Source organism: Acinetobacter sp. 24-47-62 (assembly GCF_056779765.1).
The window spans coordinates 192,973-208,405 of the sequence record NZ_JBWYIN010000003.1 but is presented as its reverse complement, the minus strand read 5'-3'; the positions used below and the strand labels follow the sequence as shown (position 1 = coordinate 208,405).

The window sequence follows — 15,433 nt, the reverse complement described above, 5'->3', positions numbered from 1 at the left end:
CGCCTTAAAACTGTTTGTAGTCAGGCAGATTATCTTTATCGTAAGGAGTGGCTAAACACTCATCCGTTGCTTCTTTTTTGAATTTAGCCATTAATGCATCACGATCCAATTCTAATTGATTCGCAGGATAAGCATAGACCTTCTCAATTTGAGCATCTACGAATTTCTTCGTCGTCGGATCGGTCAGTTTAGAAGCATGTTCGACCGCCGCAGTTTTCTCGATACCATTTTGACGGTCTAGCAAAATAGAGCGTGCAGCATTACCAATACTGGTACAGTAACCATGCCAGACTTCTTCAGGGGTTAGTGGCTTTTTTTCTTCACAAGCACTGAGCAAAACGGCTGAACCAAGTACAGCACCCAGAATCACGAATTTGTTCATACATCTCTCCTGTTGCGGCTATGATAATCGAGTTAAACCGAATAGGAAATCGTGTAATGACATTTCTCGTTCATTAACCGCAGCTTGAACGAATAATTTTATTCTGATCATCCACGGTTACTGTAATACGATCATTTCGATAATCCATAGTAACCAGATCATTTGGTCCGACACGGCGAATAATTATGGCTTTGGTTTTATTCAAAATCTGTTGATCATCAAGATTATGCATGCCGACTAATTTTTTTGCTTCTTCAGGCTTGCAAATATTTTGATGATGTCTAAATAGTTCCCATTCTTCTACCACAACACCATCTGGCAACTGGCAATAACCCACTTGACCATTTACCTCATCACGTATTTCTAATTTTCCACCTTGTTGAACACAAAATTTGCTTGCAGGATTAGCCATTCCAATTTTTGGAGTAAGTTGCTCAGTTTGAGTGGTTTGACAGCCCGCCATGAGTGTTGCCGCTATCATCGCGATGAATATTGCAATTGTTTTCATTTTTTAATTCTTTCTTGTCCGATAAATTTTAAGTCTAGCATTTTAACAATAGGGCTTAAATTTAATTTCGGTTTATACATTGAATTAAAAAGGGCTTCGATTGAAGCCCTTTTACCTTTTAGAATCGCCAGTTGTAGAAAATATCAATGGCTTTTTCTAAAGACTGACTTGCTTCCAGATAGAGTCTTTGGTTCATCTGATATCGTAGCGTCAATTTATTGACTGGCGTAAAGACACCAACACCATAACGGATATATAAATCAGGGGTCAGATAACCTGTCACACTCACTTGAGTATCATCGCCTGTTCCTTGCGCATCAAGAGCAAGACCACTTAACCCAAATGTCTGTCCAATTTGATTGGTTAAAGCACGTGTACCACCAAGCCCTAAACTAATCCCCGCTGCAGCAATGGTATTGTTCACATCTGATTTAAAGCCTTCTGCTTGACTCAAGCTACTAGAACCTTCATTGATTCGACCTGTAATCAAGGCATTCATCGCCTCTTGTTCAGATAATCCCGCATCATTAAATACTTGGATATTTGGACTACTTGCGGTTCCAGTAACACGCACACCAACTGTACTGCCTGAAATGAGTTTACTTGCTTCAACCTCAAGGGTTGGGTTGGACAATGCACCATTGAAACGCGCAATTGCACGACTTAGTTCTAAAGACTGCCCATAAGCTTCAATAGTAACGCGCTTACTTACACCAATCGCACCATTGGCACGCATGGCAGTTTCTAAACCGCGTTGCGTTAAGTAAATTCGCCCAAGCAATGGAATACGACTATTAAAGCCTTGGAAAATCACTTGGTTTCCTAAATTTAATTCTAAGTCAGCGCGGATATCCCATGGCTTTGCAGCCTTAAGTACCGCGAGTTGATTATCACCTTCACGTACTACTCGAACATCGGCGGATAAAGGCACTACGGATGCGCTCGATTCTGGCATTGAAATCAGCGCACGCGGAACTTCAACTTTACCATTCAAAGTTAACTGCTTACTGACAGGACGTGCATCTAAATCCATTTCAGTGTTCACAACAGCTGTGATTAATGGTGCTTGGCGAATAAATAAATTATCACCTTTGAGTTTTAAACGAATTCTAGGATCATTTTTCCAATCGATATCACCCGTTAACTTACCCACACCTCGACCACTATTGAAAGCGCCATCGATCGTCGCTTGGTTTTGACGAATAGATGAATACAGCTGAATATTCGTGAGATTAACAGGTAACGAAATCATGCTGATTGAACCATTTTTAAGTCGCATTTCGCCGTTAAATAACGGTTGAGTCAATGTCCCACTGATTTTACCCGCAAGGGATAAATTACCATCGATTTTACGCACATCCGAAATGAATGGTTTTAAAATTTTCAGTTGTACTTGACTCAGAGCAACTTCACCACGCATTGGTTTCGAATCAACAAATGGATTCACCACAACATTTGCATATCCAGTCCCAATATTCGGAGCTTTCAAATCAGCACGAAGTAATAATCCTTCACGAATACTTCGTGCAATAAGACTTACTTCATCGTAGTTCATTGTAGTGCTGATATCATCAGGATCGGCAGCTGCTAGACCGACAACACCATTACGCGTAACAAGTTTGGCATCGATTTTTGGTTGAATGCCTTGCCCCCAAGACGCTTTAGCATAACCATCCAATTTACCCGTAATTGCGAAACCTTCAGGCATAAATGCGGCAAAGTCACCAAGATCTAAATTCCGACTCACAAATGAGGCGCTACCTTTGGTCTTACTCACACGTAAGGGCTGATCAAAGCAAAGTTGGCTCTGATTACTGGTCCAGCAATGAGCACCCACAAATAATTCTGTTTTCGCAGTATTATAAATCACAGGGGCAGATTGGGCCTGTTTCAAATGCACCCGTGCAGAGTCAAAGTCACCTTTTTGAATTTGACCTAACCAATCATTCGCAGGATTAAATCCACCTGCCAGTTGCACATAAAATTTAGACAGCTTGTTCGAGGCTTGCACTTTCAATAAATGTGCTTTTCGTGTACCAGCAATTGAGACTTCAGCGTTTTGAATCTCACGATTGCCACTTCTTAAACTGTCCATTCTTGCAGTTAATGCAGTAGGCACTGTGTCTGAAGTTGGTAATTCCCCTTGGATGTTGAGTGATTTGATACTGACAAGATCATTGAAACCAAAGTTATTCACCCTCACATTCGCAGTTGCAGACAATCTCGGTTGAGACTGCACGTTTACAAAACCTTGCGCACGACCACGTAAACCAGGATAAAGCTCAAATAATGCAGGCGCGTCAATCTTAACGCGAAGATTCTGAGCATTCCCTTCGGCTTGAATCTGATTCTGCGCATACACAAAATACAAATTATTGGCTTCAAACTGTTGTGGTAGGAAACCTGTCTGATTCGAATTAAGAATAACAGCAAGATTACCTTTTGCTCTCAGCGGTTTTTTATTGATCATGCCAGCGAGATTGAGTCGATCAATATTAATTTTTTTCAAACGATCTGACCAAACACCATCCGTTTTGACATTGCCTGAAATTTCACCTTTAACACTTGAAACAAAATAATGAGGCTTAAAGCGTATTAAAGAAGCATTAATGTCCCATCCGATTCCATTGGCTAAATTGACTAAGCCATTGGCATTGATCTGACCTGCAGCACCCTGATGTTTAAATTCAGAAATATTGATGCGCTGAGGTGTGCCTGCTACACGTATTTTAAGCTGACCATCCCCTTGTGGCAGTTGGCTTGCATGTAATGCACCATCATAATTGACTGCGAAGCCTTTAAAACCACCACCCGATTTTTCATCATGTAAAAGAATGGCTGCTGTACTTGAGCCAGTCAGCTTAATTGTTTCCGGTGGATTTTGATTGGCAAGTTGACCTGAAAGATTGATCTGATTTAACTGAATAATTTGCTGGTTAGGTCGAGCAAAGCCACTCGCTTGAATTTGTCCATTTAATAAATTTACAGGAGCAGCAGAACTGATGGTTTGCGGATTAAAGTCTTTTGCATTAAGCACCGCATTCCACTTCAACTGTCTTTGATCAGATGGTAATTCAACCTTGGCATTTGCTTGTAAAGATCCTTTTCCATCTGCTTGATAGATAAATGAAGGAACATGAAGATCATTACCTTTAAGGTCTAATTGGGCATTGTATTTGCCAGCAGGTAAAGTTCCTTTTTCATTTGCACCAACTACGGTTGCCACATGAATATTTTGTTGACCTTCAACTAAAGCAAGTTTTACATCCCCAGACTCACTACTTAACCAACCAATGTACGGAACAGCACGATCAATATTTTTCCAAGCGACATCTAGCAACATTGGATTCGGTTTATTGTTTTTTTGTTCAGCTTGATTAAGCTTTAAATTCCAAGTTTCATATTGGTCAAAATCAATAAGTGCTGTGAGATCTAATCCCTTCTCTAACGAACCTGCTGAAGCGATTTTGGCATCCAAACGTTCTGGCAGAAAATCTTGCACCACTTGTGGAATCACTTTATCTTTTGGATTGATTTTATCTAAGCGACCTTGCACATCCCAAGTGACTTTATCCTTCCATCCTACGACACCCGCAAGATTCAGCGCCCCGTTCATCAATTGACCATTCAGGTTTGAAATATTCAATTGATTGACGAGATCTGTATGCGCCAGCGCAGTATATTGTCCTTGAGGAATATTTTTACCAGAAATATCGGTGTTAATATCCAAATTCAAACGTTGGATATCTCCAGAAAACTTAGCAACACCTTGTTTAGATAAAAGCTCCTGCTCTAGCATTAAAGGCCAGTGATAATCTTTAAAGTTTAAAGCACCTTGCATCGGTACATTTTTTCGAACTGGATGCACCACAGCCCAACCAGTTAATAAATCAGGGGTACGCGTGGCAATGCCCGCTTGAATGGTATCTAAAGAGCCTTTTGCATGGAGATAAATATCCTCAACGTTGATCGACTTTAAAGATGGGAGTCTTACAACTGCTTGCGCATCTAACGGATATTTACCTTTAAAATCCATCTGACCTGTTGCTTTTTTTACAGACAAATAACCCATATCAAACTGCGAGTCTTCAAACTTAAGCTCAGTACCTGACCATAGTGCTTCGTTTAGGATAATGTCATTAAATTGCACTTTAGAACTTGAAGTCTGAATGACCAATTGATCGATATCGGCATGATCAACACGTAAAACAAAAGGGAGTTTGATTTCACTAAACTTAAATGGCTCATCACTTGGCGGTGACTTGTTAATGACACGCAAATTTCGGACATCAGCACGATTCAAATGAATTTCTTTATCTAATATGGCACGCCACCCCAAAGTGACATCAGCTCTATCAATTTTCACATCAACTGATTTCAGCGTTACCAATACATTTTTTAGAATGATGCCTTGAAGTAAATTTCCACCTTCATATTCATACTGAATAATCTGTTGAGTGGACAAAGCACGGTCAAGTAAGAATTTACTGCCTTTGTCTGTTGAAAACATTACGGCAAGCGAAGCCACGAAAAAGATCAGAATAAATAAAATGATCAGCAATACACGGCGTAATAAACTTCGCTGTGGCGTCACGTTTTGATCAGGTTGTTGCTCAGGTTGCTGCTCGATGTCTTCAGCCATACTTATTCCAAAAAATGTTTGAGTACTTTTATTATCTTAAATATTAAAGTTGCGGCCCGATAAAGAAATGTAGACGAATCGGTTTACCAGGATCAGATATCCCCGATGCCACATCTAGACGAATTGGACCAATTGGAGAGTTCCAGCGGATTCCTGCTCCTATGCTATATTCAGTATCATTGGTAAATTTTTCATCATAAGCATTACCAAAATCACTAAATAACGCTGCGCGCCAACCTTCTTTAAATTGGTAATTGTACTCTAAAGTCCCAATCGCACGCGCTTGACCTCCGACTTTATATCCAAATTCCACAGGGGACAAACTCTTATAGTCAAATCCTCGTAGACTTTGGTCACCCCCTTCAAAGAATCTCAAGTTATAGGGCACTTTTTGAAAATCTTCAGTGATGATATAACCGAGGTTTGCCCCACCAATGAATTGATGATCATTGTTACTGCCTAATGAATATAAAAATTTCCAGTTCGCATTTACAATCGCCATATCAGCATCGGATAGCAGGCTCTCACTCCCCAATTGGATTTTGTAGTTTTGTTTAAATCCTTTAGTCGGATTCAATCGATTATCACTGGTGACTTTAGTGGCTTCATAACCAAGTAATAAAGATTGCTGCTCATCATTACCCGTTGCAACGACAAACTCTGGGATTTCATCCCAATTGGTATCTGGGTCAAGTGTCTCAGGAATATCACCTTCAATCGTCATACGATCTAGACGATAACGCACACCAAAAATATGCTGCCAATCACGACGCGCACCTTTAATAATTCTGTCAGCTCCGGCAACAGCGGATTCCACGATGAGATTTAATCCATTACCAATTTCATCACGATCTTCACGCTCGTAACCACCAACTAGACTGACATAATCATTTAATGGGTGTTTATATGGAATATTATAACGACCATCAATTGATTGTCTGACTTGTGACAACTCTAAGTTTGCATCAAACGAATGACCACGATCATTCACAATAGAACGGCGGTACTGACTTCGTAAGCGCACACCTGTATCAGTACCATAACCAATACCCGCTTCAACACTATTTAATTTATCCGCATTCAATGTCACGATGACAGGGATTTTTTTCTCTTCACGTGCTAAGGCTTGTAAACGCTCAGTTTCTTCCTGCTTGGCTTGCGCTTGATTATCAGCATCATTACGCTCTTGCAAAGTACGACGTTCATTTCCACCCGCAAATTGAGTTTCATCTGCTACATTCTGCGTGACTTCTTCTGATGAACTTGCTTGTTGTTCAGCCTTTTCTTGACCTGTTAATAAACTTCGATCAATTTTTTGCTCATCCACTAAAGCCTGCAAATCAGGTGCGAGTTCAAGCGGCTTAATAATTGGATCAGGTTTAACAGCGTCAACGAGGCTATAGTTAAAATAACGTGAATTGGTTAAGTTGTTGGCTAATACATTTACACGCCATGCGGTAAAGTCTGCACCTTCTTGCCAAGGAGCTAATGTTCTTAAAATATCTTCACGAATCGGTAATTTTTTTGATGGATCACTCATTCTAAACTGCACATCATCCAGCTTATAACGTTCACCTGTTTCCATCTTCAAATTTATATCTGCTTGATTTTGAGGGCGGGCCAACATGACATCGTGCATTCGCCAATAATAATCAAAGAAACCATTGTTATTCGCCGCTTCAATGATTCGAGCTTTTGTCGCTTCATATTTACCATGATCGAAAATATCACCCACCTCCAAATCAGGAAGCACTCGAATCACTTGCAATTGAGCAAGATTCTGCCCAGGCCCAGTAAATTCAATATTTTGTTCTCGCACCACTACTGGATTATGAGGTGTGACATTGACACTTACTCGGTTATCACTGACTTTTTCAAACTTAAATTCAGCATCGTAATAACCTACGGCTTGTGCAGCTTGGACAGTCATATTACGGAGTTGCGGGACGGCAGCATTGAAATCTGAAAATGACTCAACAGTGAATGAAGATAACTTTGCTTTGATATTGTCAGCTAGTGGTTTAGGTGCACCCGTAACATCTGCGGTAATACGTGGCACAGCAGCGGGCTGATTAAGACGTGGAGGACGTATTTTGTAGAAAATGCGTTTAAACACATTTACTCTTTCTGGTTCTTTATTTTCAGGTTCTTGGGTTTGAACGGATAATGAACGTCCTTCCACATTTTCAGACACCTCAATCTGACGATCTGACTGAATATTTTGCATCAACTGATCAATGTTGACTGGCGCTTTTGTTAACTCAGCCTCTGAAATGTCATTCGCAGGTAAATCTTGTACTTGAATTGCTGGAGTCGTCGTCAAACCCGATCTGAAATTTTGCGCTTGCTGCTTGGCTTCTTCAGCGACTGATAAAATTTCATTGGCAAGTCGAGGGTCCACACTTTCTTCAGGCAGCAATTCCAAATCATCAAATTCTATCGGCTTGAATTGCTCTTGTGGACTCAATTGCTCTTGCTGCTGAAGCATTTCATAACTATTAAAATCATCTTGCCCACTCAACTGATCTATTTTTTGATCAATACTTTCAATTTTCTCTTTTGACAATCCCTGTTGCTGCGCAACGTTTTCAATTTTTTGTTTATTATTTTCGATGGCTTGTACGGATGTCGCAGGCTCAAGCTCCTGACTTGAAACCACTGTGTCGGCTGCAAATAACACAGGTGAAGAAAGAGCACCTAAAAAAACACTTGCATAGAACCATTTATTGATATCATTTGATATCCATGTGTGCTGCACACATTGGGAAAGTAATGATTTTTTAAATTGTGTTTTCGATGGCATACTGCGCTCTGAATACTTTATATTTTAAATAGAAAATACGGATTTTTCACTCAAGCTAACTGAATCAAATTTCTAGTATTTTCAAAATTTTTAGGATGAAAATATGATACATGATTTTCCGATATTGTTACTAAATCATCACATTTCTTAATAATTTTTAAAAAAGCTGAATTGTCATGCAAAAACAAGAGCATCTACTGAGTTCGCGCCGTTTTTTACCTATGTTTTTGACTCAATTTTTTGGAGCCTTAAACGATAATGTCTTTAAACAATCCTTATTGCTTGTCATTACCTATGGTTGGATTCAACAACAGACCGCAAGCGTAAGCACACTGAATAATCTAGCTGCACTTCTCTTTATTCTACCTTACTTCATTTTTTCAGCGACTGCAGGACAAATTGCAGACAAATACGAACGCTCTTTCTTGATTCGTAATATCAAATTGCTTGAAATCTTGATTATGCTGATTGGTACTGCTGGATTTTTACTCGGCAATTTATGGCTATTGTTATTTGCATTGTTCCTCATGGGTACACACAGTACCTTCTTCGGACCGATTAAATACGCCATTCTCCCTGAAATATTAAAACCAAATGAATTGATGTCGGGTAATGCTTTATTTCAATCAGGTACTTCCATTGCAATATTGATGGGGATGATCTTGGGTGGTGTAGTGATTTCAAACTCTGAAGGCAACTTAGTTTGGATCAGCCTGACGGTCGTGACCATCGCGATACTTGGTTATATTTGTAGTCGCTTCATTCTCAAACAAAAAGTCCGTGAAAATCATATCAATGTCGATTGGAATTTCTTTCGAACCAGTTTTCAAACCATACGTTATGCAAAAAGTTTACCCCTCATCTTTACCATTTTATTGGGTAATTCTTGGTATTGGTTTTACGGCGCGACTTATTTAACTCAAATTCCTCAAATGACTCAGCAAAATCTGCACGCCAATGAAAATGTGGTCAGCCTCCTCCTTACCTTTTTTTCTGTGGGTATTGGTGTAGGTTCATTGCTATGCCGAAAAATTGGTGGCTCAGAGGTCAATATTAAAATGGTGCCTCTTGGTGCAGTAGGCTTAACCGTTTTCGCCTTCTATTTAGCAGGAAGTTTAGCCTTTGTTCCTGAAAGGACTGGCGATTTTATTGGCATATCAGACATGTTTAATTCTGGTATGATTTATTATCATGTGATGATTGCAGTTACTTTATTGGGGATCAGTGGTGGTTTTTATATTGTTCCGCTGTATGCCATGATGCAAGCCTATTCTCCGTGTTCACATCGTGCTCGCGTAGTGGCTGCTAATAACATTATGAATGCAGTATTCATGGTGTCTTCTGCTATATTCTCCATTATTATTTTAAGTATCTTAAGTATTGATATTAAGATTCTATTCAGTATTACAGCGATATTGAGTGCTCTGTACACGATTTGGTTATTAACACGCTTAAAACCAATGTTAAAAAATGCTCAAATTGATTTAGAGGATTTAGGTTATGCGTCACTACACAGGTCTAGATAAATTTATCCATTCATTTGATCAAGCACTGCGTAGTTTGGTACCAGGCACCACCATCTCACAACGTGAAAATCCAGCAAGTCAAGCAGAGACTCATCTCGCAGTGAGCGAAGCAAGGCATGTTGCTGGACTCATGCGTGTTAATCACAGTGGTGAAGTCTGTGCTCAAGCGCTTTATCACGGTCAAGCATTGACAGCTAAGTTGCCTAATGTTCGTCGTGAAATGGAGCATGCCGCGATTGAAGAACAAGATCATTTAGCATGGTGTGAAGATCGTTTAAAAGAGTTAGATAGTCATACAAGTCTACTTAATCCTGTATGGTATGGTCTTTCTTTTGGTATGGGTGCGATTGCAGGTATTGCTGGTGACAAATACAGTTTAGGCTTCGTTGCAGAAACTGAACGTCAAGTGAGTCTGCATCTGCAACACCATCTCGATCAACTCCCACCACATGATGCCCGCTCTCGTCAAATTTTGACACAGATGAATCAGGATGAACTTCAGCATCGAGATACTGCACTAAATGCAGGTGGTGTGGAATTACCAGCTGCTGTCAAAATCGCAATGACGGGTATATCCAAACTCATGACCAAAACAAGTTATTATATTTAAAAAAAACGCGGCTCATGGGCCGCATTTTTTATAGATGATGGAATCGTCTAAACTTATTTAATTCACGTTCAGCATGATTAAAATTCAAATCTAACCGCAATTTATCCTGCTTTAAGGACTTTATTTTCTTAAGATACTCTTCCCGCTTTTCTTTGGTGATTTTGTCATCCAGTAAGTAGTCTCGATAAGTTTCAATTTCTTTATCTTTAGCATCTTTGTCTTTCTTAGAACGATAGTACTGATCGGCCACATTATAAAAGGGTGCTAATTGGGCATGTAACTCTGATGGACAAACCCTATACCCACCTCTTCCATCCAAAGCTCCATCGAAAATAACTTCGGGTTGACAATATGAACGAAGCCCAAGTTGGTAACCTTTTTCATATAACTTGTGATCAGGTTCAATATTCACTTTTGAACAGGCTTTTTGATGTTTAACAATGCGATTCGAATAACCACTGCTTCCATCTTTTTCACCTATTTCCGACCATTGAGCAGTTCGACACTCTTGAGGGGAAAGCGTTGCACAACCTGAGAGGAACGCCAAAATTGCGCTTAACACAATAATTTTATACATCTTCTTGATATGGAGCTTATTTATTTTGAAGTGGCGTATTATAAAAATTAGTCCATTTAAAAGAAGCTGATTATTGTTACATGACAGCCTATTTCCGTATCAAAGACATATTTGATCAATGCTACCGATGGACTATTCGGCGAAACTCATCCTATTTTAGAAAATGAACCATCTAGTGACACTTGAGGAAAATGATGCGCTTCATGCTCAAATAATGGATTTTCCCAAATATCAAACATTGGAATTTTAACATCTAAGGCTAATGGCATTTTTTTTGGATTAAATTGCATATTTTGGAGCGTATTTCCCCATGCAATGAGATCTACATCCAAAGAAATATCATGTGACGGACGGACTCGACCAGAAGCTTTTTCCAGCGCTTTTAAAAGATTGGTAATTTCATTGACTTGCTGCTTTGATTCTAATAAACATGCAGCATTCCAATAATCTTGTCCAACACCATCTCGACAAGGTATGACATAGATGGGAGAACGCGTAATACAACCTAATGACGCAATTTGTTTTAATGCATTCACCAGATGATTATGCGGTTGGCTATTACTCGCCAATGCTAGCGCGTAAATCATTACGGTGTCTTTCAAGACGAATTCCTACTGAATTGGCTTGTGGAATAATGGCAGGCTTACGCACAGTAATTTGAACAGACTCAATTGCTGGATATTGGTCAAACAAAGCTTTGAGGACAATTTTTGCAGCAAATTCAATTAATTCAGGTTGAGCTTTTTGAATCGTCTGAGTCGCGATTTCACAAATTTCAGCATAATTTAAAGTATCAGCGAGAAGATCTGAATTTGATGCCTGCTCTAAATCAGTCGCAATATGAAGATCAAGCAATAATGGTTGAATGATTTGCCGTTCCCAGTCAAAACATCCGATGACTGTTTCAACTTTCAATCCTTCAATTAATATGGAATCCATCTTCAATCATGACCTTTTCGTAAACTATCAAACAGTGATAGCAGACTTGACGGGAGGCGATAAAAGCAAATCCTCTTCTATTGAGGATTTACTTTAATATTTTAACACTTGTTTAAGATTTAATGTTTCAACAAAAGATTAGGATCGATTGTTTGTACCATTTGTAGGCGCTGATCTGCATAAATATCAGTGTACGGCGCAAGAATTCTCATAAAACGATCAAAATAAAGCATTTGTTTAAACAGCAATGCGAAATCCCGTGGGAAACGGATGCCATGACGCTCACCTACAGCCACCATATCCATCATGATGTCATTTAAGTCGGCTGGATTAGATGACAGAATTTGCTGAGGATCAGCGGTGAGCACGCCACTGAATAATCGTTCTAAATCGTTTGCCAAAACTGTTGTATCAATTTGCGTATTGGTCATGCCCATTTTCAGCATATTTTCAGCCATCAATGGATAATTGGTATTTTGCAATGCATCCATAAAAGCAATACATGCAGTCCATACTTCAGGCTTTAATTGTCCCACAATACCAAAATCAATGAATCCAATGCGACCATCATCCAAAAGCATGAGGTTGCCAGCATGTAAATCTGCGTGGAAACTTTCACACATCATCAAACTACCAAACCATGTGTTCATGGCAGTAATCAAAACCTGTGATGGGTCTTTAGAAACTTGACGAACCACATCGAAATCCGTCAACGGCACGCCATAAAGACGCTGCATTGTCAGGACACGACGTGTTGAATATTGATGATATACCTTTGGTGCAGTCGCTTTAGTATTTTGAGTAATGTGCAGATAATTAACAAAATCATCAATATTTTTTGCTTCTTCAATAAAATCAACTTCACGAACCATACGTGTTTTGATTTCTTCAACAATATCCGCAAGTGAAGCAAATTTTACTTTAGGAACTGCCTTCTCTAGAATCTTGGTCGCCCAATGTAGGACATTTAAATCCGTATAAAGGATGGTTTCAACACCAGGTTTTTGGACTTTGATCACGACATCTTCGCCGCTCACCAATTTAGCAGCATGCACTTGTGCGATCGAAGCAGAAGCTAATGGCGTTTCATCAATAGATGCGAAAATTTCACCTAAATCGCGACCGTCAAACTCAGCATTCAAAACACTTTCAATATAGCTAAATGGGAGTTTAGGTGTCTGATCTAAACACCCTTGAAATTCCTCAACATATTCACGTGGAAATAATGAAGGCGTGCTGGCAATAAACTGTCCCAACTTAATATACGTTGAACCAAGTGACTCGAAAGTTTCGCGCATTAATTTCGCATTACTCGGTTTTTCTGTCGCGTATTTAATCCCTGCTCGCGCAGCAATGACCGCAGTTTCACCTACACGGGCCACTGAGCGTAAACCATCTAACCAAATATTATTTTTCATAATGTCGATATTAAATTTCGATATGTTGAGTGTAGCAAATTAAATTGTCTTTGCGGATTGACTGCTGTGACAGATTTGACATTCTTTATCCTTGTCAAAATTCAAAATTCGCTGTTGCATGTTCATTCCATTCCATAGAAGAATCTTCTGTTTTAATGGTGTTAAATTTAGCCCCAGATATAATAGCGCATGATGTGCTTGCATACTTGCCATCACGTTAGGAGTTGTTGCTAAAACTCCTGAATCTGCACACCTTAAACTCTCATCTGCATGATCTTCTTTGGGAAAAAGACATTCATAACACGCTGATTCACCATCCACCATAAATAACTGACCCTGCAAACCAATCGCAGAAGCACTGATGAGTGGAACATTCGCATCCTTACAGATTTGATTGACCAAATAACGGGTTTCAAAATTGTCACAACCATCTAACACAAGATCTTGCTGTGTAATCAGTGCGGCAGCATTATTAAAATCAATTTTTGAAGTGATGTATTCAATCTTAATATAAGGATTAATTTGAGAAATTTTCTTGGCTAAAACTTCAGCTTTGTAAAAACCCACATCATGATGATCAAAGGCAATTTGTCGCTGTAAATTACTGATTTCTACAGTATCAGCATCGATGAGTGTCAATTTACCTACGCCTGCTCTCGCCAATAACTCTGCAGTCAAACACCCTATTCCACCACAACCAATAATAAGCACATTGGACAGCTTTAATCTTTCTTGTGCATCAATATCCCAATCCTCTAGTAATATTTGTCTTGCGTACAACTGTAGTTCAACATCACTCAGTTCAATGCTATCACTCACCTAAACACCCTGATTTCATGCTTGTATAAGCCTATGATACCGAATAAATAACCAGTCTATTCATATAATTCTGAAGATAATTTTTACCTTAGAAGATCCATACCTTATTGTTACAATTCGATTAGATATTTAATTTTTCTTATTTTATTTTTAATTATTTATAAACATAATCTCAATAATTGCTTCACTAGCAATTGATTTTAAAAACATCTAACTCCAATAAATGACAGTCCTACTTATGAATAAAAAAATTTTAGCACTCGCTGCATTATTAGTTTCGAGTTTATTTCTGGCAGCGTGTAAAGATGAAAAGATCACCAACATTACATACGTCAATCAAGGTTCGGATACCCAACCAGAATATATAGAAAGCACGCTTTATAATCTGGACGAAGAGAACACTTCACCCAATCAAGACAATCGGCAAATGTTCTTGATTCTGCACTACACAGCAGTATCTAAAGACAAAACATTGGCTTTGTTTAAAGATCCTAATTTCCCTGCCAGTAGTCACTATTTTGTACCCGAATTATCAACCAATGGTAAATTTACTGTGTACCGTCTTGTGCCTGATGATAAAAGAGCTTGGCATGCTGGCGCGAGTTCTTGGCAGACCAACAGTAGTTTGAATGCCTCGAGTATCGGAATTGAAATTGAAAATCTCGGTTTCCCTGCAGATGATGAACAACTCCCTTTGATGCAACGTCGATGGTATCCATTTTCATCAAAACAACAAATCGAAGTCCTTGCAGATATTATTTTAAAAATTACTAAAAAATACGAGATCAGACCCGACCGAATTTTGGGGCACAGTGATATTTCTCCAGGTCGTAAATTTGATCCAGGTCCGCTATTTCCTTGGAAACGTTTATATGAAGATTATAACATCGGTGCTTGGTACGATAACGACACTGTAAATTATTATCGTACTTATCATCCTTGGAAGAATGATATTGCTTCGTTACAAAGCAAATTGGCATTATACGGATATAACATTCCTGTCACTGGTCAATACGATCAAGTCACTCAAAATGTTGTATCCGCATTCCAAATGCATTTTTATCCTGAGAAATATGATGGTTTCGCGGATATTGAAACTGTAGCCCGCCTTGATGCATTACTTGAGAAGTATCGAAATGTAGCTCGTCCGGCGATTTCACCATAAAACATCTGAGATCAGTTTAGTCGTCTATTTAAGTGAAGACTAAA

The 15,433-nt window shown here is 39.1% G+C and carries 12 protein-coding genes; 3 read left to right on the top strand and 9 right to left on the bottom strand.

The window, feature by feature from the left end; all coding sequences use genetic code 11:
* Window positions 1-4: 4 nt before the first annotated feature.
* The 4 genes from AC1M87_RS03875 to AC1M87_RS03860 form a co-directional block, all read right to left on the bottom strand.
* On the bottom strand, window positions 5-382 hold the full coding sequence (locus AC1M87_RS03875; RefSeq protein WP_180027655.1) for a hypothetical protein: 378 nt from the start codon (window positions 380-382) through the stop codon (window positions 5-7).
* A 73-nt stretch (window positions 383-455) separates the two neighbouring features.
* Entirely contained in the window at window positions 456-890 is a 435-nt protein-coding gene (locus tag AC1M87_RS03870) for an I78 family peptidase inhibitor (protein WP_481588372.1), read from the bottom strand.
* Between the two features lie 118 nt (window positions 891-1,008).
* On the bottom strand, window positions 1,009-5,532 hold the full coding sequence (locus AC1M87_RS03865) for a translocation/assembly module TamB domain-containing protein (protein ID WP_481592987.1): 4,524 nt from the start codon (window positions 5,530-5,532) through the stop codon (window positions 1,009-1,011).
* Window positions 5,533-5,575: 43 nt separating this feature from the next.
* Window positions 5,576-8,335 carry an autotransporter assembly complex protein TamA gene (locus AC1M87_RS03860; RefSeq protein WP_481592986.1) on the bottom strand — a complete coding sequence of 920 codons (2,760 nt, stop codon included), beginning with the start codon at window positions 8,333-8,335 and terminating at the stop codon, window positions 5,576-5,578.
* Window positions 8,336-8,511: 176 nt separating this feature from the next.
* Between AC1M87_RS03860 and AC1M87_RS03855 the strand changes: the two genes are divergently transcribed.
* The gene (locus AC1M87_RS03855) at window positions 8,512-9,861 is read left to right on the top strand and encodes an MFS transporter (protein WP_481592985.1); all 1,350 of its coding nucleotides are present in this window, start codon (window positions 8,512-8,514) and stop codon (window positions 9,859-9,861) included.
* Complete coding sequence (gene coq7 / locus AC1M87_RS03850) at window positions 9,836-10,471, top strand: 2-polyprenyl-3-methyl-6-methoxy-1,4-benzoquinone monooxygenase (protein WP_481592984.1); 636 nt, start codon at window positions 9,836-9,838, stop codon at window positions 10,469-10,471. Before AC1M87_RS03855 ends, coq7 begins: the two co-directional genes overlap by 26 nt.
* 28 nt (window positions 10,472-10,499) lie before the next feature.
* Here coq7 and AC1M87_RS03845 read toward each other — a convergent pair whose 3' ends face one another.
* The 5 genes from AC1M87_RS03845 to AC1M87_RS03825 form a co-directional block, all read right to left on the bottom strand.
* Entirely contained in the window at window positions 10,500-11,048 is a 549-nt protein-coding gene (locus tag AC1M87_RS03845) for a DUF2799 domain-containing protein (protein WP_481589836.1), read from the bottom strand.
* Window positions 11,049-11,194: 146 nt separating this feature from the next.
* Window positions 11,195-11,650: a 2-amino-4-hydroxy-6-hydroxymethyldihydropteridine diphosphokinase gene (locus tag AC1M87_RS03840; RefSeq protein WP_373683270.1), complete on the bottom strand. Its 456-nt coding sequence runs from the start codon at window positions 11,648-11,650 to the stop codon at window positions 11,195-11,197.
* A complete protein-coding gene (gene folB / locus AC1M87_RS03835) occupies window positions 11,607-11,987 on the bottom strand; it encodes a dihydroneopterin aldolase (protein WP_481592983.1) in 381 nt (126 codons plus the stop codon). Before folB ends, AC1M87_RS03840 begins: the two co-directional genes overlap by 44 nt.
* 119 nt (window positions 11,988-12,106) lie before the next feature.
* Window positions 12,107-13,405, bottom strand: coding sequence for an ABC1 kinase family protein (locus tag AC1M87_RS03830; RefSeq protein WP_481586997.1), 1,299 nt, complete (start codon window positions 13,403-13,405; stop codon window positions 12,107-12,109).
* 39 nt (window positions 13,406-13,444) lie between these two features.
* Window positions 13,445-14,224: a HesA/MoeB/ThiF family protein gene (locus AC1M87_RS03825; protein ID WP_481592982.1), complete on the bottom strand. Its 780-nt coding sequence runs from the start codon at window positions 14,222-14,224 to the stop codon at window positions 13,445-13,447.
* A 238-nt stretch (window positions 14,225-14,462) separates the two neighbouring features.
* Here AC1M87_RS03825 and AC1M87_RS03820 point away from each other — a divergent pair, with 238 nt between their 5' ends.
* Window positions 14,463-15,389, top strand: coding sequence for an N-acetylmuramoyl-L-alanine amidase (locus tag AC1M87_RS03820; RefSeq protein ID WP_481592981.1), 927 nt, complete (start codon window positions 14,463-14,465; stop codon window positions 15,387-15,389).
* Window positions 15,390-15,433: the final 44 nt, after the last annotated feature.

What these genes read in the sequence shown, in the direction of transcription:
- coq7 (WP_481592984.1), top strand. Translation starts at nt 9,836, where the DNA reads ATGCGTCACTACACAGGTCTAGATAAATTTATCCATTCATTTGATCAA.
- AC1M87_RS03855 (WP_481592985.1), top strand. Translation starts at nt 8,512, where the DNA reads ATGCAAAAACAAGAGCATCTACTGAGTTCGCGCCGTTTTTTACCTATG.
- AC1M87_RS03870 (WP_481588372.1), bottom strand. Translation starts at nt 890, where the DNA reads ATGAAAACAATTGCAATATTCATCGCGATGATAGCGGCAACACTCATG.
- AC1M87_RS03845 (WP_481589836.1), bottom strand. Translation starts at nt 11,048, where the DNA reads ATGTATAAAATTATTGTGTTAAGCGCAATTTTGGCGTTCCTCTCAGGT.
- AC1M87_RS03865 (WP_481592987.1), bottom strand. Translation starts at nt 5,532, where the DNA reads ATGGCTGAAGACATCGAGCAGCAACCTGAGCAACAACCTGATCAAAAC.
- AC1M87_RS03860 (WP_481592986.1), bottom strand. Translation starts at nt 8,335, where the DNA reads ATGCCATCGAAAACACAATTTAAAAAATCATTACTTTCCCAATGTGTG.
- AC1M87_RS03820 (WP_481592981.1), top strand. Translation starts at nt 14,463, where the DNA reads ATGAATAAAAAAATTTTAGCACTCGCTGCATTATTAGTTTCGAGTTTA.
- folB (WP_481592983.1), bottom strand. Translation starts at nt 11,987, where the DNA reads ATGGATTCCATATTAATTGAAGGATTGAAAGTTGAAACAGTCATCGGA.
- AC1M87_RS03875 (WP_180027655.1), bottom strand. Translation starts at nt 382, where the DNA reads ATGAACAAATTCGTGATTCTGGGTGCTGTACTTGGTTCAGCCGTTTTG.
- AC1M87_RS03830 (WP_481586997.1), bottom strand. Translation starts at nt 13,405, where the DNA reads ATGAAAAATAATATTTGGTTAGATGGTTTACGCTCAGTGGCCCGTGTA.